The sequence below is a fragment of the Aquimarina sp. TRL1 genome, assembly GCF_013365535.1.
Lineage (GTDB): Bacteria > Bacteroidota > Bacteroidia > Flavobacteriales > Flavobacteriaceae > Aquimarina > Aquimarina hainanensis.
Genome location: NZ_CP053590.1, coordinates 1,633,188 through 1,658,702, shown reverse-complemented (window position 1 = coordinate 1,658,702; position 25,515 = coordinate 1,633,188). Strand labels below are relative to the sequence as shown.

The window sequence follows — 25,515 nt, the reverse complement described above, 5'->3', positions numbered from 1 at the left end:
GTAGGTTAAGTTCATGGTAGATTTGGGGCAAAAAAAGGTGGTTCATCCACCTTTTTTTATTTTACAGCGATTTCAAAAAAATAGATATAAAAAAAGAGGAGTATTGCACTCCTCTTTTTTGCTTTATAATATTCAGATATTACTTGTTCTGAGCAAATCTTTTTGATACTTCATTCCAGTCAATTACATTAAAAAATGCAGCGATATAATCTGGTCTTTTATTTTGGTAGTTAAGGTAGTATGCATGTTCCCAAACATCAAGGCCTAAAATAGGAGTTCCGCTGCACCCAACATTAGGCATTAATGGATTGTCCTGATTAGGAGTTCCGCAAACTTCTAATTCTCCACCTTCTCTGACACATAACCAAGCCCATCCAGAACCAAATTGTCCTGCAGCAGCTGAAGAGAAAGCATCTTTAAAAGCTTCAAATGAACCAAAAGACTTGTTGATAGCTTCTTCTAACTCACCACTTGGTTTTCCTCCTCCGTTTGGAGACATAATTTTCCAGAATAAACTATGATTGTAATATCCTCCTCCGTTATTTCTTACGGCTCCATTAGACAGGTCTAAATTGATAAGAATGTTTTCAATAGTTTTTCCCTCTAGGTCTGTTCCAGATATAGCAGCGTTTAATTTATTAGTATACCCTGCGTGATGTTTATCATGGTGAATTTCCATCGTACGTGCATCTATATGAGGTTCTAACGCATCAAAAGCGTAGTCTAATTTTGGTAATTCGAATGACATAGTCTATCTTTTTTAGTTAATAAAATGAAAAATGATCCCAAATTTAGGAATTAGCAAGGTTAATAAAAACAAATTGGCGTTATAAATTAATTAAAAGTACTAGATATATATAAATAAGTTTTATTTATAGCTAAAACACTAGATTTGGTGGCGAAACTTTTTTTGTTATACGTTTTAAAAACACAGATACGTGAATAACCGATATCCTTTTGTAATATATAATGCTGCTGCCGGTGCCGGAAAGACATATACATTGGTAAAAGCGTACTTAATGACATTACTTACCGGAGCATTCAATGATGGTTACAGAAATATTTTAGCGATTACTTTTACGAATAAGGCGGTTGCAGAAATGAAAACCAGAGTATTGGAAAGTTTAATAGGAATTAGTGAACCTACTCCTTCTTCTGATTATCAGTTGCTTTTGGAAGATATAGCAAAAGAAATAAGCAGTTCCCCTAATACCTTGAAGAAAAAAGCACGAAAAATACTAGAGAGTATTCTTCATAATTATGCAGCTTTTGATATTGTAACCATAGATACATTTACACATAGAGTTATCAGAACCTTCTCTCATGATTTGGGAATTCCTATGAATTTTGAAATAGAAATGGATACAGAGGTGTTGATAGAAGAAGCTGTTGATGCTGTAGTTGCTAAAGTAGGGGAAGATAAAGAGTTGACAAAAGTAATAGTAGAGTTTGCTTTTGGGAAAATGGAGGAAGATAAAAGCTGGGATGTAACACTGGAACTAAACAAAATAGCAAGACTGTTATTTTCAGAAAATGATAGAAAACATCTGCAAAAACTATCTCAAAAGAGTGCTTCGGATTTTGATACGTATAAAAAGGAATTACAAAAAAAATACCTGGAATATAAAGAAGTAATTATTTCGCAGGCAAAAAAAATAAATACCCGTATACAAGACATCGGTTTAGATCAGAAAGATTTTTTAAGAGGATCGGTACCTAAATATTTTGAAAAACTTGCCGCAGGGGATATCTCGCCGGATTTTAATGCTTCCTGGAAACAAACGATAGACACAACTCCTTTTTATGGGGCAAAATTAGATGCGGTAAAAAAAGACTTGATCGATGAGATAAGACCAGAGATAGAACAGTGCTTTTTAGAGACTAAGAATATGATTATTAAAGCAAGTTTGTTTGATAAAATCATAAAAAACCTAACCCCATTATCCGTGTTGAATGCAATTCATAAGGAACTGCAGGAAATAAAAAAAGAAAGACGAATCCTTCTTATTTCAGAATTTAATACTATCATTAGTGAAGCAATTCAGGATCAGCCGGCACCATTTATATATGAACGCCTGGGAGAGCGATATCGGGACTATTTTATAGATGAGTTTCAGGATACTTCAGAAATGCAATGGAACAATCTGATTCCCTTAATCGATAATGCGCTATCTTCAGAAACCCTAGATGGTAAAAGAGGAAGTCTTACAGTGGTAGGGGATGCAAAACAAGCTATATATAGATGGAGAGGAGGGAAAGCAGAACAGTTTATAGAGCTATCTTTGGAGAAGAACCCTTTTTCTATAGAAGAAAAGGAGGTGATGAACCTTCCCAGGAACTACAGAAGTCATAAAGAGGTCATTCTGTTTAATAATAACTTGTTTACCTTCTTGTCAAATGATTTTAGCAACCTGAAGCATAAAGAATTGTATCTAACAGGAAATCAACAAGAAGTAAACACAAAAAAAGGAGGGTATGTTAATGTTTCTTTTGTCGAAGCAAAAAATATAGAAGAAGAACATATTGCCTATGCAGAAAGAACATATGCTATCGTAAGTGAACTTGTAGAAAAGGGGTATTCATTAAATGATATTTGTATTTTGACCAGAAGGCAAAAAGAAGGAGTGTCTATAGCAGATTACCTGACCGAAAAAGATATTCCTATCATTTCTTCAGAAACCCTTCTTATTAATAAAGCTACCGAAGTACAGTTTATTGTAAACTTGTTAATATGGTATGTATATCCAAAGGATTTTATAACCAAAACAAAGATCCTTCACTTTATCATATCAGCATATGGGGTATCAAATACACATGCATTTTTAGAAAAACATGTTTTTTCTGATCGTATAAGCTTTAGTAAGGAGCTACAGGGTTTGGGAATTTATTTTGATTTTGAATATATAGGAATAAAACCCCTGTATGAAGCTGTTGAATATATAATAAGGTGTTTCTCGCTAGGAAATAATGCACCGGCATATGTTCAGTTTTTTCTGGATATAGTCTTTAGTTTTACTCAAAAAAATACAGAAGGATTGCTTGGTTTTTTAACCTATTGGGAAGTAAAAAAAGATACAATTAGTATCATAGCTCCAGAGGGAGAAGAAGCTGTAACAATTATGACGATTCATAAATCCAAAGGATTGGAGTTTCCCTGTGTTATCTACCCGTTTGCAAATACAGATTTTTATAGAGAAATAGAGCCTAAAACATGGTTCCCGGTAGAAAAAGAACAAACAGGAGATTTTGATGAGGTGTTGATTAACTATAATAAGGATATTGAAATATATGGAACCACAGGAAAAGAAATAGTGGAAGAAAGAAAATCTCAGCTAGAACTGGATGCATTTAATGTCTTTTATGTAGCGATGACAAGAGCTGAGCAACAATTATATGTCGTTTCCAAACTAGAGCTAAACACAAAAGGAATGCACAATCCCAATAAAATTTCGGGAAAGTTAATTGCCTATTTACAGCATATTGGAGAATGGAATGAAGCACGATTAGAATATGGATTTGGTGTTTTTGAGAAAACAGCATCCAAAGAAGAAGAAAAAACCGATACAGAAAAAGTGACGCTACACGGTTTTGACCCTGTTTTTAAAAAGCATGAAATCTCTATAGTTACCAATGCAGGAAAATTATGGGATACCAGCCAGAAAGAAGCCCAGGAAAAAGGAACGTTATTACATGAATTGATGTCCAGAATACAAACCAAAGAAGATGTAGAAGACGTCATAACGAAAGCATATTTACATGGAGAGATCGGAGAAAAGGAAAAATCAATTATACAGGATGAATTGATAAGGATAATAATGCATCCCGGAGTCTTACCTTATTTCCAAAAAGGAAATACAGTATTAAACGAACGGAGTATTATGTCTGGAGGAAGAGAGTATCGACCCGATAGAGTAGTAATTGATGCGAACAACCGAGCGACAATTATCGATTATAAAACCGGAGGGTTTTATAGTACGCACGCAGAACAAGTATATGAATATGGACAGCTTATAGAAGAATTAGGATACTTTTTATATGAAAGAGTATTGATATATGTTAATGAGTCAATCACCCTAAAATATGTATAAACAACGATTATTTGGGTAATTCCTGGTAGAAAATTAGGTGTAAAAGAGAATTTTGTCTTATAATTGTAGGATTATTAACAAGGATAATAACGATTGGTTTTATCTCTTGGAGCTAAAATTATCAAGTTTACAGGGGTTTAAAAAAACAAATTACCGATATAAAAAAACCTGTAAGCATTGATGAATACTGATATGTTAGGAAAAAATTATTAGTTTTGTCTTTGACAATAGTTTTTAACATATTACATTTGCTCTAATTAACACGTAAAAATTAAATTATTGAATATGAAACATCTTAGCAGATTTTTAGTGGCTTCGTTGTTAGTACTTGGCTTAAGTACAACGAATGCACAAGATCAAAACAACCCTTGGGCAGTATCGATTGGCGTTAATGCTGTCGACATCTTTCCTACAGGAGGAGATTTACCTGTACAAGGTGAAATCTTTGACGAATATTTTAATGCTAATGACCACTGGAATATTCTTCCATCAGTGTCTAAATTATCCGTAGGAAGATACATAGGAAGTGGTTTTAGTTTTACTGCTGAAGGATCAGTTAATAAAATTAGCAACTGGGGAGAACTTAATGGAGAAGATCAAAGTGTAGATGATTTATCTTACTATGCATTAGATGGTAGATTCTCTTATAGCTTCAAAGATGCTTTAAAAGCTAAGTGGTTCGATCCTTACTTAGGTGTAGGTGGTGGATACACTTGGATAGATGAAATAGGAGTAGGAACTGTAAACGGATCTTTAGGGATCAACTTCTGGTTAACAGAAAATTTAGCATTAAACGTACAGTCTACTTATAAGCACGTATTAGAAGACTATGAGGTAAGCAACTATCCTCCTACACACTTCCAGCACTCTGCAGGTCTTACTTTCGCATTCGGAGGTAAAGATACTGATGGTGACGGAGTATATGACAAAGATGATGAGTGTCCAGAAGTTCCTGGTTTAGCTGAGTTCAACGGATGTCCTGATACTGACGGTGACGGAATCGTTGATGGAAAAGATGACTGTCCAGATGTTGCTGGTACAGCTGAGTTCAACGGATGTCCTGATACTGACGGTGACGGAGTTCCAGATCCTAAAGATGACTGTCCTACAGTTTCTGGTTTAGCTAGCCTTAACGGATGTCCTGATGCTGACGGTGATGGAATCACTGATGGTAAAGATGGTTGTCCAAACGAAGCAGGTCCTGCTGCAAACAACGGATGTCCTTACCAAGATAAAGATAATGACGGAGTATTAGATAAAGATGATAACTGTCCTGATGTTCCTGGAACTGTTGCAAACAACGGATGTCCAGAAGTAACTGAAGAAGTACAGGCTACTCTTAACGAATACGCTAAGACTATCTTATTCGATACTGGAAAATCAAGTATCAAGTCTGAGTCTTTCAATGTTCTTCAAGATATCATCAAGATCCTTAAAGAATACCCAAGTGCAAACTTCTCTATCGAAGGACACACTGATTCTCAAGGTAGAGCTACTACAAACCAAAGATTATCTGAGTCTAGAGCAAATTCTGTAAAAGATTTCTTAGTAAACAACGGAATCGATCAGTCTAGATTATCAGCTAAAGGGTATGGAGAAGAAAAGCCAATCGCTACTAACGCGACAAGAGCTGGTAGAAAACAAAACAGACGTGTTGAAATCAACTTAGTAAAATAAGGAGATTCAATAACTGAAAATTATAAGCGAAAACGCTCCGATCTAATCGGAGCGTTTTTTATTTTTATAAAGTGAAAAGTTTTTTAGAAGAAGTATTACTGGATATAAAGGATACAGAAAAAGATATAAGCGAAGTGTCTTTTATTGTACCAAGTAAGCGAGCGGGATTGTTCTTGAAAAAAGAACTTTTAGCATTGTATAAAGACAAAACAGTATTTGCGCCTGAGATTATTAGTATAGAAGAATTTATAGAGGAATTATCAGGATTGAGACAAATCGACAATACAGAAACACTCTTCGAATTCTATGATGCATATTTGCATACACATACTACGTTAGAAAAAGAAAACCTGGATACTTTTTGTGGTTGGGCACAAACATTAATCTATGATTTTAATGAGATTGATAGATACTGTGTAGATTATGTTAGCTTTTTTTCTTACCTGTCGGGAATACAGGATATTAATCATTGGTATTTACAAGAAGAAAAAACACAGTTAATAAAAAACTACATCAGTTTTTGGGAGTGTTTATTAGACTATTATATAGCATTTAGAGATGCGTTAATTCGCAAAGGAGTAGGGTATCAGGGATTATTGTATAGAAGAGCTTCTGAAAATATTCAAACCTATAAAAGCACAACAGAAAGGAACCATGTTTTTGTAGGGTTTAATGCATTAAATAATGCAGAGCAAACAATTATTCAAGAACTTTTAGAAAGTGAGAAAGCACGAGTATTCTGGGATGCAGACTGTTTCTTTATGGAAAATAAATATCATGAAGCATCTTTGTTCTTACGTGGATATCAGAAAAATTGGAGTTTTTATAAAGAAGCACCTTTTGAATGGATTACTGATAAATTTTCGAAGGAAAAAAACATAAAAATAATTGGTGCTCCCAAAAATGTAGGGCAGGCAAAATACGTAGGAGAACTACTGACGACAATTCCAGTAGAGGAGATGGAGAATACCGCGGTTGTTTTAGCGGATGAAAGTTTGCTGTTACCGGTTCTTAATGCATTGCCGGAAACAATTAACTCTTTGAATATTACAATGGGGATGCCTCTAAAAGAAACTCCTATTGCTTCTTTTTTCGAATTGTTGTTTGCAATTCATAAAGTATCCAACCCACAAGGAGTTTATTATAAATCCTTATTAGAACTCCTGAATAATCCCGCTTCCTATTGGTTGTTGGGAGATACAGCCAGCAAGGTTATAGAAGTGGTTTCTAAAGAGAATATGGTATTTGTTGCCTATGATCAAATAGAGGATAAAATAGAGCAAGAAAAAAAAACAGCTTTAAAACTATTGTATTCCGGTTGGAAAGATACTCGATCGGCTTTGTTGATTTGTCAACAATTAATAAAACAGTTAAAACAAAATTTAGACAGAGAGCGAAATGCATTAGAGCTCGAATACATTTATCATTTCTATACAATCTTTAATAAGTTAACTATTCTGAATGATTCATATACATATCTAAATACCATACAGTCTCTTCATCAGTTTTATAAAGATATACTGACGACAGATACGCTGGATTTTAGAGGAGAACCTTTTAGAGGATTGCAGTTAATGGGGATGTTGGAGTCCAGATGCCTGGATTTTGAAACAGTGATTATTACATCTGTAAATGAAGGGGTGCTACCGGCAGGTAAAAGTACTAATTCATTTATACCTTATGATTTAAAAAAAGCATTTGATTTACCTACCTATAAAGAAAAGGATGCTATTTATACGTATCATTTTTATCGGTTAATACAAAGAGCTAAAAATATTTATCTGTTATATAATACAGAAAATGATGGTGTTGGCGGAGGAGAAAAAAGTAGGTTTTTAAGACAGCTTGATAAAGACAGAAGACCAGCACATCATATAAAAAAGCAACTGATTTCTTCAGAAGTTCCAAAGATACAAACAGCATTACTAACGGTAGAAAAAACAGAAACAGTGATAGGCAGATTACAAAAACTTGCCTCGTATGGATTATCTCCATCTGCTCTGACATCCTACATTCGAAATCCAATAGATTTTTATTACAAATATGTTTTAGGAATTAAAGAAAAGGAAGAAGTAGAAGAGACAATTGCAGCTAATACCCTAGGAACAGTCATTCATAATACATTAGAGAATTTTTACAAACCCTTTGAAGGAAAATTTCTTACAGTTACTGATGTCAAAAAAATGATGGATATAATCGATCAGGAAGTTACTTCTGAGTTTAAAAAAGTATATTCCAGTCTGGATATAAAAAGAGGAAAGAACTTTTTAATCTATCAGGTAGCTAAGCGGTATGTATATAATTTCCTGCAATCAGAGAAGAAAATGCTGGAACAAGGAAGAAAGCTTAAAATTTGTCATATCGAGAGTAACTTAAAAGCAAAAGTCGAAATAGATGAACTGGATTTTCCTGTGTTTATCAAGGGAAAGGTGGATCGAATTGATGAGTTGGATGGGATGTTGCGTATTATTGATTACAAGACAGGTAAAGTTGTCAAGAATGACGTTGTTTTATTAGATTGGGAGGTCTTGACGGAAGACTTTAAGAATAGTAAAATAATTCAGGTACTAGCTTATGCGTATATGTATTTTAAAGAAATGGGGAGTGTAGAAACAATGCAGGGAGGAATTATTTCTTTTAAAAACCTGAAAGAAGGCTTTTTGTCATTTGGAAAAAAAGAAACACCAAGAGGAAAAGCAAATATAGAGATCACAGAGGATACGTTTCTCGCATATTTGACTCAATTAAAAAAATTAATCGTAGAAATTTTTGATACGAAACGACCTTTTATAGAAAAAGAAGTATGATACACCAGAATAAAAATATAGTACTGCCTGGAAAACATGGAAGACCCATTGTGGCAGATGTCTGTTTTTCTACATCCGAAATTCAAAAACCAGTAGTAATATTTTGCCATGGCTACAAAGGATTTAAGGATTGGGGGGCATGGAATTTAGTAGGAGAAGCTTTTGCTAATCGAGGTTTTTTCTTTATAAAATTTAATTTCTCATTCAATGGAGGTACTATTGATCAGCCTGTCGATTTTCCTGATTTAAAGGCTTTTGGGGATAATAATTATACCAAGGAAATGGATGATTTGGATCAGGTGCTAAATTGGGTTGTTTCTAAGGAGTTTGAATATAAGGAACATGTAATGACGGATAATATTACGGTTATAGGTCATTCGAGAGGAGGAGGAATTGCAGCGTTGACAGCAGCTGTAGACAGAAGAGTTTCAAGGTTGGTTACCTGGGCTGGGGTTTCGGATTATGAAAAACGATTTCCAATAGGAGCTCAGCTTTCTGATTGGGAGAAAGAAGGAGTTATGTATATAGAAAATGGTCGAACCAGGCAAAAAATGCCACATTTTTATCAGTTTTATACAAATTTTGTAGAAAACAAAGAGCGGTTAGACATCGCAAAAGCAGTTAAAAAACTCGAAGTGCCTTATTTGATCATCCACGGAGACTCGGATACGACTGTTGCAGTTCAGGAAGCAGCGTTCTTACATTCATTAAATTCGAAAAGTAATTTATACATATTAGAAGGTGCTAATCATGTTTTTGGAGCACAGCACCCCTGGACGGATCGGGAGTTGCCAAAAGACATGAAAACAGTAGTACAAAAAACTATTGATTTTTGCAATTAACCGAGGAGTAATTATTATAAATAGTTAAAAAACTAATATTTTTTTTGTTTATTTGCCACCATGAATGTACATAAACATATCATAACCTCCCTATTGTTATTGCTGTTCGGAGCGATGCAACTTGGGGAATTACACGTCTTGGATCATGCGAGTGATGATTCGGATTGTATGGTATGTGAATATGTTTCCGGGCAAAATCATAATGATTTTTTTGTTTTAGTAGAAGAAGTATCTGTACCAGAAACAATAGATATTCCTGCAGAGTCAGCAGTATATATATCGTTAAATACTACTGTTAAAACAATTACATTCAGTAAACTACACAATAAAGCGCCGCCTGTAGCGTAATCATTTAGAGCATTTATTTTTCTTGGTGTTTTTTATAAAACACACTGATACTTATTATTTTATAATGAAAAGATACACTTGGATACTTGTGTTTCTTTTAGGGATTGGGCAATTAATAGCTCAGGATTGTAATAAATCAATTACCGGATATGTAATTGACTTTCACGATGGGGAAGCCTTAAAAGGAGCAATAATACGATTTAATGATCGCTCAATTCAAACGGATGAAACGGGGCAGTATACGATAGAAGGACTATGCGAAGTTTCTTATGCTTTTACTGTATCTCATGAAAAATGTGAAACAAAGGTGGTGACACTGGATGTTTCGGAAATAGCTTCACATACTTTTTATTTGGAGCACCACCTTAATGAATTAGATGAAGTAGAAATAACAGGAGAAAAAAAGAAAACAAATTCGTCACAGGAGGAAACGCTTGGTTCTTCAGTTCTCGAAGAAAATAGTAGTGGAGCTTTAGGAGACGCCTTGCGAAAGATTACAGGGGTTTCTTCTTTAAATACAGGATCTACAATTGTTAAGCCCGTAATACAAGGACTTAATGGAAGTAGAGTATTGCTGATGAATAACGGCGTGCGAATGCAGGATATGGAATGGGGAGATGAACATGCTCCCAATGTGGATGTTAATACAGCAGGTAAAATAACAGTGGTAAAAGGAGCTTCTGCACTTCAATATGGAGGAGATGCAATAGGAGGTGTCATTATCGTAGAACCGGAAAAAGTAGCTTCAAAAGATACATTGTATGGAAAAACAATTGCTACCGGTGCAACTAATGGAAGAGGAGGTTCGTTATCTACTAAGATGATAAAAGGTTATGAAAGTGGATTTTTTATTAAGGCGCAGGGAACCCTAAAAAGATTTGGAGATGTCGAAGCTCCAGACTATATACTATCAAATACAGGCGTTTTTGAAAAAGGAGGCTCTCTGTCGATAGGAATGAATAAATTTTCTTATGGATGGGATGCTTTTTATTCATTTTATAATAATGAAATTGGGGTGCTGGCCAGTTCACATATTGGAAATGTAGACGATCTTATTGATGCGATTAATAGCAGGGAACCATCTATAATAAGAGATTTTACCTATGATATAAAAAACCCAAAACAAGATGTAACACATCATTTGGGGAGGTTGCGATTTTTTAAACGGTACGAAGAATTAGGAAAGTGGACCATGCAATATGATTTTCAAAAAAATCATCGTATGGAATTTGATATTCGACGCTCTGACGATCTTGATGAAATACCGAGTATTGATCTGGAATTGACAACTCATACAATTACTTCTGATTTTAAATACGATGCAAAATATGATTACTCATGGAATGCAGGGGTATTATTGAGGTATCAGGAAAACTTTGCAGACCCTTCTACACAGGTAAGAAGGTTAATCCCGGACTATGAAAAATACGATGCAGGAATATTTTTTACAGGAGAATACGATATTAGTAGTGAAGCGATCATTGATGCCGGGGTTCGATATGATTTTAATAGGATAGATGCCAAGAAGTTTTATTTAAAAAGCAGATGGGAAGAACGTGGATATGATCGTGATTTCTCAGATATTGTTTTAGAAGACTTTGGAACACAGATTCTAACAAATCCGGTTTTTGATTATCATAGTATTTCTGCAACAGTTGGGGTGCAATACACCTATAAAGATGCATATGAGTTACGATTTAATTATGCGTTAGGGCAACGAGCTCCTAACCCATCAGAGTTGTTTAGTGATGGATTACATCACTCGGCAGCAAGAATAGAATTGGGAGATTTGAGAATGGATCAGGAAATGGCACATAAATTTTCTTTGTCGATAGAAAGAGATTATAAAAATTGGGGATGGGAAATTGCTCCTTATGCGAACTATATTAATAATTATATACTACTGGAGCCAGAAGGAGTAGAGCTTACGATTAGGGGAGCTTTCCCGGTATGGGGGTATAGACAGGCAGACGCCAGGCTATTAGGGGTAGATGCTAAGATATATGCCAATTGGCATCAGAACTGGCAGACAACACATAATTTTTCTTTAGTAAAAGGAAAAGAAACAAAAAATGATGTTCCTCTGATTAATATGCCGGCACCAAATATTAATAATGCAATTATTTATCAAAATAAAAAGTGGAAAGGGTTTAAAGCTTCTTTAGAAAGTCAATATTTTTTCGAACAGAATGAATATCCGGCAAATATTGAGGTCTATTCTTTGAGGCAAAATGAAAATGTCGAATTAGAAATTAACACCCCTCCTCCTGCGTATCACCTATTACAGGCCGATATGGAAATGGAATTTCCTCTAGGGGAACACAATTTATTAAAAATGGGACTTACAGTTAATAATGTCCTTAATACGAATTATAGAAATTACATGAATCGGCAACGGTACTTTTCGGACGATTTAGGACGAAATTTCCTGTTGCGCCTTATTATCAATTATTAAATATTTATCAAAATGAACACACGTAAATTTTTATCAGCAATGGCAATTGGATCAATTTTACTAACATCTTGCTCTAATGATGATGACAATCCAGCGCCAATTAATGAAGAAGAAGTAATTACTACCATGACAATAACATTGCAAAATGGTCCAGAGACTGTTACTCTGCAAGTAAAAGATGAAGATGGAGGAGACGGACCTAAGGAGCCGGTAATAACAGTATCTGGAGATCTTAAAGCAAATACAGAATATGCTGGTACAGTAGTTCTGCTAAATGAGACAGAAACTCCTGCAGAAAATATTAATGAAGAAATCGAAGAAGAAGCAGATGCACATCAATTCTTTTACGAGGTTGAGGACAAGTTAGGAATAACGGTAACTTATAATGATAAAGAATCAGATTATATTACTAACGGAGGAGAAGACCCTGTAGGATTAAAATTTGTAGTTAAGACAACTGCAGCCGCAGAAGGAACATTTACGGCTACATTAAAACATGAGCCAAAAAAGCCTAACAATGGGACAGTTACAGACGCAGGTGGAGAAACTGATATAGCGCAAGCTTTTAGTATCAAAGTAGTAGAATAATACAAAAAAGATAGTCTTTTATTACTGACTATTGTCATAAGAATTTAAAAAGTCGTGCTATATATTTGTGTGAAATTAAAAAACACGAATATTGGCACGATTTTTGTTTGTTAGTATTTTCAAATATAGGTTATACAATGCATTAAGGGAGGGGCGTTATATATATGAGTTATAACCGTATTATAAGAACAAAAAGGCAATATTTAGTCTTTTTTAAGAGCTTTAAAGGATTGTTCTTTAGTATTTTATATTTTTTTTGTTTATTTAATGTTATAGTGGTGTTAAATGTTAAAATTTCTATAGGAGATAGATAGATAATAGAATAATAGCTCTTATATTTGGGGCATATTTAGAAAAAAGGAAAAACAAAGATATAGCAAAGTTGAAACGTTCATAATTATATATAAGTTGAGTTTGTGTTAAATATAATTAAGTTTCAATTCAGACCCTCAGGAGTAGTTAACCTGAGGGTTGTTTTTTTATATACCTACAAAATAGGAATCTCCGTTTCGATAATTAAAATTATATGTTCTTCTTTTTTGACCTCTTTTTATCTTATAAGTATTTAAAGTCTTTTTTATTCAATCTATAATTGAAAGGTGTGAATTGGAAAATTCTATAGTTGCAGTAAAAAAGGTTATTATTGAGCTTTTCTAAAGTACTTAAATAGTAATTTCGTTCAAAACAAAATTACTTTTATGAAATTCTATTTAAAACGAAAAGCGCCTAAAATGTTTAGGAATGTTGATCTTGAAAAAGAAATGTATTCACCTATTATAGATGATATTTCATGTTTTTTGAAAGAAGAGTTAAGTATTGATGAATTTCCAGAGAATCTACTATTTAAAACCATCCCGAATATTAGTAAAGAGTGGATAGCTTTAGGAGATTTTACATTTTATAATGGTTTGTTTTTGGATGAGTTTTATACTAGGTGATTTATGAAAAAAAGTATTTTCCTTGTAGCTTCCTTTTTTTGTTTTTTTCAGATTTATAGTCAGTCGTTTATAGGGAAATGGGTGCTCATTGTAGATGATGATACATACACAATACCCGTGTGTTCAATGATTCATCTTACAGAAAAGAAATTGAAAACGTATAGTTTTGATAGCTTATATAGTGAACATACAATAAGAGTGGATACGGTTAATCGGATGATTAAACAAGGAATAGGAAAAAAGGAAATACGTTATAATTACCTTGTGAAGGATAGTTTAACACTGGAGTTTTATTACACAGTTTTTGATGAAGAAAAATCAGAAAATAAAATGGTAACGTGGAGGTATAAAAAACTAATACCAACACAAATTAATTATTCTGTGGCGAAATTCAGAAAAAAGCGATTTCATCATTTTTATTCTTCCTCATTTACTAGACCATCTAATGAAATAAAGTTAAGTGGGTTAATGTGTTCGAGTGAAGTTGAAAAAATTAGAGGAAAAGAAAGCTGTAAACGCTACAGGTTAGAAAAAATAGACAAAACTTATTTTGTTGTTTATTATTGGAAAGAAAATAACAAACAATGGATGTTTCCAGTTGCAGAAATAAACGAAGATCATATGTTAATTTATGGGGTTCCAGAAAAAAAAGAATTTGTTAGATTAAATGAAATAAAATAAAGGACAAACAGGTAGTTAATTTTTTCCTTGTTATAAAAGGATGCTATATAGCTAGTAAAATGCCAAATAAACAACCCTCTTCTATATCCTAAATAGAAGAGGGTTGTTAAGTGGAGCATATCGGAGTCGAACCGATGACCTCTACGCTGCCAGCGTAGCGCTCTAGCCAGCTGAGCTAATGCCCCAGAATAAGCATCAAAAATACTATTTTTTTAATTTAGAAAAAAGAAAGAGCCCGAATAGGATTCGTCCCAATGTATTTTTTACTTCTTCCATAATATAAAGAAAGTCTATCAAAACTGTTTGTAAGGAAAGAAAATAAAGTTGTTATTTTGTGCTGCTATATACAATACAAAGAAAAAACATTAATACCCTTACATATTTAAGTGTTTGCTCGTGAATACAGAAATTAGTTTCCGGAAAATAAATCAATTAGCAATTCCTGCTATTATAGCTGGTATTGCAGAACCTTTATTATCAATAACAGATACGGCAATTGTAGGGAATATTCCGGTTCATGGAAAAGAGTCTTTGGCTGCAGTTGGTATTGTGGGATCTTTTTTATCAGCTTTGATTTGGGTTTTAGGGCAAACAAGAAGTGCCATATCTGCAATTATTTCTCAGTATTTGGGAGCTGGAAAAATTAAAGAAGTAGAAACCCTTCCTGCTCAGGCGATCTTTTTTAATGTGAGTTTGAGCTTGATCGTATTGCTATCTACTGTGTTTTTTGTAGAAGAGATTTTCGAGCTATATAATGCTACTGGTTTAGTGTTGGAATACAGTGTAACGTATTATAATATTCGGGTGTGGGGGTTTCCTTTAACCCTTTTTACATTTGCTATTTTTGGAATCTTCAGAGGACTTCAAAATACCTTTTGGCCTATGGTAATTGCTATTACTGGAGCAGTCACTAATATTGTGCTGGATTTTATTCTTGTATATGGAATAGATGGTATTCTTGAGCCAATGTTATTAAGAGGAGCAGCATGGGCAAGTCTTATATCTCAGATTCTGATGGCTGTTATGGCATTCTTTTTTCTGTTGTTTAAAACAGATGTGAGTCTGCGATTGCGTTTCCCATTAAACAAAGAATTGAAACGACTGATTTCTATGAGTTTGAATCTTTTTGTGAGATCCATAGCATTAAATACAGCAATTTATTTTGCAAATGCCAGAGCTACTAGCTACGGAGATGAATATATAGCCGCGTTTACAATTTCTATGAATATCTGGTTGTTTACAGCATTTTTTATTGATGGGTATGGAGCTGCAGGGAATATTTTGAGTGGAAAACTTTTAGGAGCAAAACAATATGCTTCTTTAGTAGCCTTAAGTAAGAAAGTTACACTATACGGGGTAGGAGTAAGTATTTTTCTCGCGATTTTAGGAGGGCTTTTCTATAGTAAAATAGGGGAATTATTTATTAGTGAAGAAGATGTTTTGTTGATTTTCAACAGTATCTTTTTTATTGTATTAATTACACAACCAATTGGAGGGATCGCTTTTGTTTTTGATGGTATGTTCAAAGGACTTGGTGAAATGAAATATCTGAGAAATGTATTATTTGGAGCTACTTTTTTTGCTTTTTTGCCAACATTATATATATGTGATCGTTTAGATTTTAAGCTTTATGGTGTTTGGATCGCATTTATTGTTTGGGTGTTATTCAGAGCAATAGCCTTAGTTATTAAATTCCGGAAGAAGTTTCTTCCTCTTGCATAAAAAGAGTACTTTTAACAAAACCTAATAGATTATGACAACCAACAGAAAAGACGGTAGTTTATATACAAAAATAGAAGGAAAGATCGCGCATATAGAATTTGGCCACCCAAGCAGTAATTCTTTTCCTTCAGTTTTATTAGATCGATTAGAGCGTGCGATAAACGAACTGTCAGTAAACGAAGAAGTCTCTGTAATTGTACTGAAATCCGAAGGAGAAAAAGCATTTTGTGCCGGGGCGTCATTTGATGAGTTATTAGCCATAAAAAATATAGAAGAAGGAACTGTTTTTTTCTCAGGCTTCGCTAAGGTGTTAAATGCTATGAGAAAATGCTCTAAGCTCATTATAGGAAGAGTACAAGGAAAAGTTGTAGGAGGAGGAGTAGGACTTGTGGCTGCATGTGATTATTCATTGGCAACAGAAGCAGCATCTATTAAACTGAGTGAACTGGCGATTGGTATTGGTCCTTTTGTAATTGAACCGGCAGTTTCCAGAAAAATTGGAACAACAGCATTTGGAGAATTAGCGTTGGACCCTACTCAGTGGAAAAATGCGTACTGGGCAAAAGAACAAGGGTTGTATGCAAGAGTTTTTGAAAATATAAGCGAATTAGATAAGGAGTTAGAATTGTTTACAGAAAAAATGGCAAATTATAACCCGGCGAGTATAAAAGAAATAAAAAAAATCCTTTGGAAAGGAACAGAGGAATGGGATGATTTATTAGTAGAAAGAGCAGCAATTTCAGGAGAATTGGTATTGTCAGCATTCACTAAAAATGCATTGCAAAAATTTAAAAAGAATTGATGGAAATATTGAATTTTTTAGGAGGTAACGGACTGTTTTTAATCTTAGGAATTGCACTAGTTGTGATTTACATAGTAAATCGTAAAAAGAGAAGATAATCTTCATTAACTTTGCAAAAAAGTAGTTAGGAATAATATATGAGTAAGATTCGAATTACCAAACAATTTTCTTTTGAGACAGGTCATGCACTGTATGGGTATGACGGAAAATGTAAAAATGTACATGGACACAGTTATAAATTAAGTGTTACTGTGATTGGGAGCCCAATTACAGATAAAACACATACAAAACTGGGAATGGTAATTGACTTTGGAGATTTAAAGAAAATAGTAAAGGAAGAAATTGAAGATGTTTTTGATCATGCGACTGTTTTTAATAAAAATACGCCGCATTTAGAATTGGCAAATGAACTAAAAACTCGTGGTCATAATGTAATTTTAGTAGATTATCAACCTACCAGTGAAAATATGGTAATTGATTTTGCAAAAAAAATAAAGACCAGATTGCCAAAAGGAATTTCATTACATTCATTGAAACTTAAAGAAACAGAAACCTCTTATGCAGAGTGGTTTGCCAGTGATAATGTATAGATTCTCTATATAGTTGCTAAAGAAATGTTATAGTGATAGGTATAAAGATGACTTTTTAATGTTAAAAAAGTGTGGTTTTTGTACTGTTTTCGGGCTTTTATGTTATTTTTTTATAAAAAAAAGATAAAATAAAACTAATTAAAATGATTCTAAGCAACTGATAAGTAGTGGTTTATGTGTTGTAATCCATTACTATGACGTTTGATAATATGAATACCCCCTAAAAAAATGATAATGATTTCTTATCCTCTCATATAAAAATAGTGTTAGTACGGTTTTGTATCTTTTCTTTTACAGCTTAGATTTGTTTTGTAGCGACTTATGTATAACACAAATCACTAACCATGGAAAATTACGATGAGAAATTAACATTGCTAAATGAAGAATTGTATTCTTATGAAGAAACAGTAGTTAAGCTTTTTTCTGCACAAGGAATAAAAGTAAACAAGAACTACGACTCATTTTCTTTTAAAGAAGAATAACCAAAAAAGTACAGACCACTTGTAGTACTTACATTTTATTACACACGACGAGAAACATCTCTTTTTTCTAATTAAGCAAAATATTCATGTCGAACAAATACATACTTGTATTTGGATTTTTGTTTAGTTCAAAAAGAGATGTTTTGTTTTTTTCTGAAAACACTTTTATGAAGAAGGGAATATACTGCCAATAGTGAGATTAACCTTAGAATTATTTATATCTTTACCCCAATAAATAGGTACTATGAATCTTCCTGAAGGGAAAAAAGTTTATTTCGCTAGTGATAACCACTTAGGGGCTCCGACCAATAAGAAAAGTTTTCCAAGAGAACAGAAATTTGTCAGATGGTTAGACCAGGTAAAGGAAGATGCTGCAGCTATTTTTTTACTGGGAGACTTATTCGATTTTTGGTTTGAATATAAAACGGTAGTACCTAAGGGATTCACAAGAACTTTAGGGAAATTAGCCGAAATAACAGACGCAGGAATTCCTGTGTACTTCTTTGTAGGAAATCACGACCTTTGGATGGACGATTATTTCGAACAAGAATTAAACATTCCAGTATATCATTCTCCTAAGGAATTCACGTTTAACAATAGTACATTTTTAGTAGGACATGGAGATGGTCTAGGCCCAGGAGATCTCGGGTATAAAAGAATGAAAAAAGTTTTTACAAATTCGTTTTCCAAATGGCTTTTTAGATGGCTTCATCCGGATATTGGAGTTCGTTTGGGACAATATTTATCTGTAAAAAATAAATTGATATCAGGAGATGAAGATGTCGTATTTTTGGGAGAAGAAAACGAGTGGTTAGTACAGTATTGCAAACGAAAGCTAGAAACAAAACACAGGGATCATTTTGTATTTGGTCACCGGCATTTGCCTATGGAAATAGCACTGAACGAAACTTCAAAATATACAAATCTAGGGGATTGGATCCATTATTATACCTATGGAGTTTTTGATGGGAAAGAAATGATCTTAAAGACCTTCGAAAAAGAATAACCCCCTCTTACCATATCTCTATATAAAAGGGGGAGTGAGTTGTGTTAAAAAAATTATATGGGATATTATATGCTTCTGTAATATTTATCTCTTTTCATAAATTTTCTGGTCTCTTCAGGAGAGACTTCTCTTCCCTGTGCAGGAAATAGTTTTATCGTTATTTCATCATCGTATCTTTTGTGGTTTTTTAATACTCTGGTTCTTTTTTTATAGTATTTCATTTTGTGTATATTAAATAAGTGATTAATACTCTTTTTAGGAAGTAAGTTTATTTAGGAGTATACACGTATTCTAATGTTTCCTAATGCATTATTAGATAAACATTATATAAAATAGTAACTTGTTATGGGGTATAAGTTCTTTTAATTAAGTGAAAAAGAAGTACATATAAGTAGCGCTGTTTTTTTGGCAAAGGAAGCGCTGACGAATATAGATAAGAAACTTTCACTATATGTGTAATTGAGTTTTGTTTTCTTTTTATGAAATTCAAAACATAGAATATTACAAATAATAGAAAGAATGGTTTTAAGAGTTACTTTCATTATTACGTGATTTTAATTTAGAGAGTCGTATAAATAATTTTAATTTTTTTCTGTTTTTTTCAGAATTGGAAAGTAAAATTCTTAATAAATAGTCAGAAAAATCTTTAACTAGTTAAAGAAATATATAAAAGTATTGTATTAATTAATATTACGGGAATACAACAGTGCAAGAGATTGTCGAGGGAATACACTTTTGAATTGTTTTAAAAAAGAAATGAGGAGTTTAAGTAGCTGCTCTGGATAAAAGAAGATCCTCAGGGATTGTAATGTATATTTTTTCTCCAGGAGGAAGAAAGGTATGGTGCTCTATAAATAAAATAGAAGTGCCATTTAATACAGATTCTATAAGGAAGTGATTGCCTTTGAAATAAGATTTTCTCACCAGAACACTAATAGAGGATTTAGAAACTATTGTTATTTCGTGGGGGTATACTAATGCAGATGAATGATCAGCTGAAGTGATAAGGTCAGAAATTACAATGTTGTTAATCTCTCCAAAAAGTGATGCTATGTATAGATTTTTTGGATGTCGGTATAGTTCAATTGTGTTTTTATGAGCGATGACCTCTCCTTTTTGTATTACAATAGTCTCATCTGTAAAAGAAAGAATATCTGTTTTATCATGGGTGGCTGTAATACTGGTAATTTTATTTCTTTTCAGATAATTAAATAGGTTTCTGCGCAGAGAGCTTCTTCTGAAATTGTCGATATTCCCAAAAGGCTCATCCAGTAATAATAATTCAGGTTTTTTAGCTAAGGCTCTAGCCAATGCGACACGTTGTTTTTGTCCTCCGCTTAAGTTTTCTACTTTTGTTGCTGCAAATTCCTCTAATTCTACAATTTCTAATAATTCTTTAACACGTCCTTTTTTTAATTCAGGTTCAAAATTTGAGAGGTATTGTCCGATGTTTTCTGATACTGTCCGATATGCAGTTAGTTCAAATCCCTGTGAGAGATATTTCATATATTCCTCTCCCGGAACCAGATGATAGTTAGGGCCTAAAATTTCATTATCGTCCCAGTATAACCTCCCCTCAGTAACCTGAAGAAGGCCATAAATAATTTTGAGTAGAGTACTCTTCCCACATCCACTTGCCCCAACCAAAGCAATATGTTGTCCTTTGTTGATGGTAAAACTAACATTCTTGATAACAGGAGCCGTTTGATACGCGAAAGAAATATTCTGGACTTTTAGCATATTCAAAGATATTGAACTTGTCTTTTTTTTTGAAAAATAAGGGTAAAAAAAATCCGCTTTTTTAATAAGCGGATTTTTTATGATAAAGTTAAGGTGTTTACCCTTTTACTTCTTTAGTAACTTTTTCTGGAAGTACATTATACCCCATGTTGTATAGTGTAAAACCAAAGATATCGGCATATTGCTCGATAGTTTTAGAAACCGGAGTTCCTGCTCCGTGCCCTGCATTGGTTTCGATTCTGATCAAGGTTGGGTTGCTTCCCGTTTGCTTGTCTTGTAGTTCTGCAGCAAACTTAAAAGAGTGTGCAGGAACAACTCTGTCATCATGATCCCCTGTCGTAACCAGTGTAGCAGGATATTCTACTCCTTCTTTTACATTATGCACTGGAGAATATTTTTTTAAGTATTCAAACATTTCCTTGTTGTCCTCAGCAGTACCATAATCATATGCCCATCCTGCTCCGGCAGTGAATGTGTGATAACGCAACATATCTAGAACTCCTACGGCAGGAAGTGCTACTTTCATTAGATCCGGGCGCTGTGTCATAGTCGCCCCTACTAATAATCCTCCATTAGAACCTCCTCGGATTGCTAAGTAATCACTTGAGGTGTATTTATTGTTAATCAGGTATTCAGCAGCAGCAATGAAATCATCAAATACATTTTGTTTTTGCTTCTTAGTCCCTGCATCATGCCATTTTTTTCCGTACTCTCCTCCTCCTCTGAGGTTTGGTACAGCGTATATACCTCCTTGCTCCATCCATACTGCATTAGCAATATTAAAAGAAGGAGTCAGACTGACGTTAAATCCACCATACCCATATAATATTGTCGGGTTTTTACCATTTAGCTCTAGTCCTTTTTTATGGGTGATAATCATCGGAACCTTTGTCCCGTCTTTAGAAGTATAAAAAACCTGCTTACTTTCGTAGTTATCAGAAGCGAAATCTATCTTAGGTTTTTTATAAAGTTCAGAAGTCCCATCTTCAATAGTGTATTTATAGATGCTTCCTGGGGTTACATAGTTAGTAAAAGAATAGTACAATTCTTTTTCTTCTTTTTTAGCTCCAAAACCACCGGCACTTCCTATTCCAGGAAGTTTGATCTCCCGAACTAACTTTCCGTTGTAGTCGTATTGTTGTACTTTGGAGACAGCATCAACCATATATTCAGCAAAGAAGTATCCTCCACCAGTACTTGAGGATAATACATTTTCTGTTTCAGGAATAAAATCTTTCCAGGTATCAGGAGTAGGCTTGCTGGCATCAGTAGTGACGATTTTTTTGTTAGGAGCGTCAAGGTTAGTAACGATAAATAATTTTGATTTATCATTTTCAATAACAAAACTGTCACTGTCAGTATGATCTAAGATCGTAATTAACTTGCTGTCTTTTTTAGATAGATCTTTTAAGAATAGTTTGTTTCCAGAAGTAGAAACTTTAGCGTAAATAATTAGATAGCGATCATCATCTGTTACATTTCCACCTACATATCGATGTTTTTCTTCTGGAGTTCCTCCGTAAATTAACTCGTCATCTTTTTGAGCAGTCCCCAATTTATGGTAGTAAAGTTTATGCTGATCGGTCTTGGCAGAAAGCTCACTTCCTTTAGGTTTGTCATAACTGGAATAGTAAAATCCTTCATTTCCTTTCCATGAAAGCCCTGAAAACTTAATATCGATAAGAGTGTCTTCTATTATTTCTTTGGTTTCTACATTTTTGATAATTACTTTTCTCCAGTCACTTCCTCCTTCAGAGATAGAATAGGCTAATATTTTTCCATTTTTAGAAAAACTAAGCCCCCCGAGAGAAGTAGTTCCATCTTCACTAAATTTATTAGGATCTAAGAAGACTTCCGGTTCATCCCCTTCTTTTTTGAAACGGTATAAAACACTTTGATTTTGTAAGCCGTCATTTTTATAGAAATACGTGTATTCTCCTTCTTTGAAAGGTGCACTTACTTTTTCATAATTCCATAAAGAAGACAAACGATCTTTTAATTCGTTTTTAAAAGGGATACTGTCTAAATAAGAGAAGGTTACCTTGTTTTGTGACTTTACCCAGTCTTCTGTTTCTTTGCTTCGATCATCTTCTAGCCATCTGTAGGGGTCTTTTACCGCTACACCGAAGTATGTGTCTACTGTATCTGCTTTTTTAGTTTCGGGATAGTTCAATGTACGTTGAATTTTAGCAGTTTCTTGTTTTGTTTCATTTTTGCATCCTATCATGAGAGTAACGATAGATAATGCGAAAACAGCTTTTTTCATAAGAAAATTTGTTTTTCGTTTGACACAAATCTATTAAAAGTAGGAAGATGATTTCATAAAATAATTATAAAAAAAGAAAGCTCTCTTTAATGAATTAATAAGAAAATGAGCTTCTTATCATGTTACTTTGGGGTTTAGTAACCGTTATTTTCATCAAATGAGAGCTATCAGGTTTTTATGAGGATTGTATTAGAACAACCCTTTGTAATGGTCCCATTTTCTGTAAATTAAATAAGCATTAAGAGCAAACACAACAATAGCTGGTGCAATATTAGCAGGGTCTAGTGTGATATGAAATAAAACAATATTAATAGAGATAGGAACTATAAGAAGTAGCGCAAAAGGAACAGATTTATTGATCAGTAATAAAATTCCAGCGATGATCTCTGTTAGTGCTACTGTTTTTAGTACATAACTATTGGCTAATGCTCCAAAAAAAACTCCTGCTTCTGGGTTAGCAAATTCAAAATTGGGAAGAAACCCAATGAATTTATTACTACCGAATACAAGGAGTAATATTCCTAATAAAATTCTTAAACCTAAAGTTATTTTGATATTCATTACATTGTGATTTTATGATTAATATACTGTATTAGAGTGTATAAACATAAAAACCTTACAAGGAAGAGTGTTCGTAAAAAAAGAAAACCTCTTCCTGTTTTCAAATAGGAAGAGGTCAATATAATAGTAAATTATTTTTTCTAAAAAAGGATAAGGAATTATCCGATTAGTTTTTCCTGTACCAGATATTCTCCGATCTGTACAGCATTTGTAGCAGCTCCTTTTCTTAGGTTGTCAGCTACAATCCACATGTTTAATGCATTCTCTCTGGAATGATCTCTTCGTATTCTTCCTACAAAAACGTCATTCTTCCCTTCTGCATAAATAGGCATAGGGTAGGTATTGGTATCCGGGTTGTCTTGAACCGTTACCCCCGAGGTGTCACTTAGAATTTTTCTAACATCTGTTTCTGTGTATTCTTTTTCGAATTCTAGGTTAACACTTTCACTATGACCTCCAACTACAGGAATTCTAATAGCAGTAGCAGTAACGGCAATAGTTCGATCATCAAGGATTTTCTGCGTTTCATTAACCAATTTCATTTCTTCTTTGGTATATCCGTTTGCTTCAAAAACATCGCAATGTGGAATGGCATTTCTATGGATAGGATATGGATATGCCATTTCTCCTTTTTCTCCAACATATTCGTTTTCTAATTGTTGAACCGCTTTTACTCCAGTTCCTGTAATAGATTGATATGTAGAAACAATAACACGCTTGATTTTATATTGCTCGTGTAGTGGACCAAGTGCGAGAACCATCTGAATTGTTGAGCAATTTGGGTTGGCGATAATTTTGTCTTCTTTTGTTAGGGAAGTAGCATTGATCTCCGGAACTACAAGTTTTTTAGTAGGATCCATTCTCCATGCAGAAGAATTATCTACAACTGTTGTTCCTGCTTCTGCGAATTTTGGAGCCCATTCTAAAGAAGTACTTCCTCCGGCAGAAAATAACGCTAAGTCCGGTTTCATTTCTACTGCTGTTTCAAGACCTACAACACTATACTCTGTCCCTTTGTAAGAAAGTTTTTTTCCTACTGATCTCTCTGAAGCGACAGGAATCAATTCTGTTATAGGAAAGTTTCTCTCTGCTAGGACTTCTAGCATTACTGTTCCGACTAAGCCAGTGGCTCCTACTACAGCTACTCTCATAATATATTATTTTATAAATTTCAAAGGAATTCATTGTTGGTTTCTGAATCCCTAAAGGTTATTGTCATTGATTTCCATACAAATGTCTGGAATATTTCTAATTATCCAAGTGATTCTTCGTAAAATATCAAAATTTATATAATCTGTTATATATATAACAAGTTGTAAAAAAGAACCGCTCTGATAAAAGAGCGGTTTAATGGTTAGAATATATAGTATAGCGGTAGCTATAATGTATTTCTTGTTACAAAAAGAACTTATTATTTTTTAAGCAAATCTCTGATTTCTGTCAATAATTCTTCTTGTGTAGGTCCTGCAGGAGCAGCTGGTGCTTCCTCTTCTTTCTTTTTAGATTTTTCATATGCTTTTAAGACAAGAAAAATAAAAAGACCTACAATAATAAAGTTAATAATTGCCTGGATCAGATTTCCATAAGTGATAATTGCAGCGCCAGCTTCTTTAGCGGCAGCCAGATTTTCATAATCATTACCATCCAGTGCTATGAATTTTTGTGTAAAGTCCGTTCCTCCGGAAAGAACTCCTACAATTGGCATGATCACATCTGCTACAGCTGAACCTACAATTTTATTAAAGGCTCCTCCAATAACTACAGCAGTGGCAAGATTTACGATATCACCTTTCAATAAGAAAGATTTAAAATCTTTAAAAAATCCCATTTTTTTTAATTTTAGAAGTTAGTGAAGCTCTAATATACAGAAAAAAGATGGGCTTAAAATCATTAAAAATTAAAAAAAGGGGTTTTCAAATCGA

At 33.7% G+C, this 25,515-nt stretch carries 21 protein-coding genes and 1 tRNA gene; 14 read left to right on the top strand and 8 right to left on the bottom strand.

Annotation, left to right across the window (positions count from 1 at the left end):
* Window positions 1–139: 139 nt before the first annotated feature.
* Window positions 140–748 carry a superoxide dismutase gene (locus HN014_RS06715; RefSeq protein WP_176028115.1) on the bottom strand — a complete coding sequence of 203 codons (609 nt, stop codon included), beginning with the start codon at window positions 746–748 and terminating at the stop codon, window positions 140–142.
* Window positions 749–938: 190 nt separating this feature from the next.
* On the opposite strand from HN014_RS06715, the gene HN014_RS06710 reads away from it, so the two are divergent.
* The 9 genes from HN014_RS06710 (at window position 939) to HN014_RS06670 (ending at window position 14,424) form a co-directional block, all read left to right on the top strand.
* The gene (locus HN014_RS06710; protein ID WP_176028114.1) at window positions 939–4,088 is read left to right on the top strand and encodes an exodeoxyribonuclease V subunit beta; all 3,150 of its coding nucleotides are present in this window, start codon (window positions 939–941) and stop codon (window positions 4,086–4,088) included.
* 285 nt (window positions 4,089–4,373) lie between these two features.
* A complete protein-coding gene (locus HN014_RS06705) occupies window positions 4,374–5,765 on the top strand; it encodes an OmpA family protein (protein ID WP_176028113.1) in 1,392 nt (463 codons plus the stop codon).
* Between the two features lie 71 nt (window positions 5,766–5,836).
* Window positions 5,837–8,572: a PD-(D/E)XK nuclease family protein gene (locus HN014_RS06700; protein ID WP_176028112.1), complete on the top strand. Its 2,736-nt coding sequence runs from the start codon at window positions 5,837–5,839 to the stop codon at window positions 8,570–8,572.
* Window positions 8,569–9,414 (top strand): S9 family peptidase, encoded by an 846-nt coding sequence (locus tag HN014_RS06695; RefSeq protein WP_176028111.1) that lies wholly within the window; start codon window positions 8,569–8,571, stop codon window positions 9,412–9,414. Before HN014_RS06700 ends, HN014_RS06695 begins: the two co-directional genes overlap by 4 nt.
* A 60-nt stretch (window positions 9,415–9,474) precedes the next feature.
* Window positions 9,475–9,762, top strand: coding sequence for a hypothetical protein (locus tag HN014_RS06690; RefSeq protein ID WP_176028110.1), 288 nt, complete (start codon window positions 9,475–9,477; stop codon window positions 9,760–9,762).
* 64 nt (window positions 9,763–9,826) lie between these two features.
* Window positions 9,827–12,217 (top strand): TonB-dependent receptor, encoded by a 2,391-nt coding sequence (locus tag HN014_RS06685; protein WP_176028109.1) that lies wholly within the window; start codon window positions 9,827–9,829, stop codon window positions 12,215–12,217.
* A 12-nt stretch (window positions 12,218–12,229) separates the two neighbouring features.
* A complete protein-coding gene (locus HN014_RS06680; RefSeq protein ID WP_176028108.1) occupies window positions 12,230–12,805 on the top strand; it encodes a type 1 periplasmic binding fold superfamily protein in 576 nt (191 codons plus the stop codon).
* Window positions 12,806–13,503: 698 nt separating this feature from the next.
* Window positions 13,504–13,743: a hypothetical protein gene (locus tag HN014_RS06675; RefSeq protein WP_176028107.1), complete on the top strand. Its 240-nt coding sequence runs from the start codon at window positions 13,504–13,506 to the stop codon at window positions 13,741–13,743.
* Between the two features lie 126 nt (window positions 13,744–13,869).
* Entirely contained in the window at window positions 13,870–14,424 is a 555-nt protein-coding gene (locus HN014_RS06670; RefSeq protein ID WP_176028106.1) for a hypothetical protein, read from the top strand.
* Window positions 14,425–14,535: 111 nt separating this feature from the next.
* On the opposite strand, the gene HN014_RS06665 is transcribed toward HN014_RS06670, so the two are convergent.
* A tRNA-Ala gene (locus HN014_RS06665) sits at window positions 14,536–14,609 on the bottom strand.
* A gap of 211 nt (window positions 14,610–14,820) precedes the next feature.
* On the opposite strand from HN014_RS06665, the gene HN014_RS06660 reads away from it, so the two are divergent.
* From HN014_RS06660 to HN014_RS06640, 5 genes are all read left to right on the top strand, one after another.
* A complete protein-coding gene (locus tag HN014_RS06660) occupies window positions 14,821–16,146 on the top strand; it encodes an MATE family efflux transporter (protein ID WP_176028105.1) in 1,326 nt (441 codons plus the stop codon).
* Window positions 16,147–16,177: 31 nt separating this feature from the next.
* Window positions 16,178–16,948 (top strand): enoyl-CoA hydratase/isomerase family protein, encoded by a 771-nt coding sequence (locus HN014_RS06655; RefSeq protein ID WP_176028104.1) that lies wholly within the window; start codon window positions 16,178–16,180, stop codon window positions 16,946–16,948.
* 137 nt (window positions 16,949–17,085) lie between these two features.
* Window positions 17,086–17,538, top strand: coding sequence for a 6-carboxytetrahydropterin synthase (locus HN014_RS06650; RefSeq protein WP_176028103.1), 453 nt, complete (start codon window positions 17,086–17,088; stop codon window positions 17,536–17,538).
* A gap of 344 nt (window positions 17,539–17,882) precedes the next feature.
* A complete protein-coding gene (locus tag HN014_RS06645; RefSeq protein ID WP_176028102.1) occupies window positions 17,883–18,020 on the top strand; it encodes a hypothetical protein in 138 nt (45 codons plus the stop codon).
* A 244-nt stretch (window positions 18,021–18,264) separates the two neighbouring features.
* The gene (locus tag HN014_RS06640) at window positions 18,265–19,026 is read left to right on the top strand and encodes a UDP-2,3-diacylglucosamine diphosphatase (protein ID WP_176028101.1); all 762 of its coding nucleotides are present in this window, start codon (window positions 18,265–18,267) and stop codon (window positions 19,024–19,026) included.
* A gap of 65 nt (window positions 19,027–19,091) precedes the next feature.
* Here the strand turns inward: HN014_RS06640 and HN014_RS06635 are convergent, their stop codons facing one another.
* The 6 genes from HN014_RS06635 to mscL form a co-directional block, all read right to left on the bottom strand.
* Entirely contained in the window at window positions 19,092–19,247 is a 156-nt protein-coding gene (locus tag HN014_RS06635) for a hypothetical protein (protein ID WP_176028100.1), read from the bottom strand.
* 544 nt (window positions 19,248–19,791) lie between these two features.
* Window positions 19,792–20,766, bottom strand: coding sequence for an ABC transporter ATP-binding protein (locus HN014_RS06630; RefSeq protein WP_176028099.1), 975 nt, complete (start codon window positions 20,764–20,766; stop codon window positions 19,792–19,794).
* A 97-nt stretch (window positions 20,767–20,863) separates the two neighbouring features.
* Complete coding sequence (locus HN014_RS06625; protein WP_176028098.1) at window positions 20,864–23,032, bottom strand: prolyl oligopeptidase family protein; 2,169 nt, start codon at window positions 23,030–23,032, stop codon at window positions 20,864–20,866.
* A gap of 189 nt (window positions 23,033–23,221) precedes the next feature.
* A complete protein-coding gene (locus tag HN014_RS06620) occupies window positions 23,222–23,593 on the bottom strand; it encodes a DoxX family membrane protein (RefSeq protein ID WP_176028097.1) in 372 nt (123 codons plus the stop codon).
* Window positions 23,594–23,751: 158 nt separating this feature from the next.
* On the bottom strand, window positions 23,752–24,744 hold the full coding sequence (locus HN014_RS06615) for an aspartate-semialdehyde dehydrogenase (RefSeq protein WP_176028096.1): 993 nt from the start codon (window positions 24,742–24,744) through the stop codon (window positions 23,752–23,754).
* 260 nt (window positions 24,745–25,004) lie between these two features.
* Entirely contained in the window at window positions 25,005–25,421 is a 417-nt protein-coding gene (mscL, locus tag HN014_RS06610) for a large conductance mechanosensitive channel protein MscL (protein ID WP_176028095.1), read from the bottom strand.
* Window positions 25,422–25,515 lie beyond the last annotated feature (94 nt).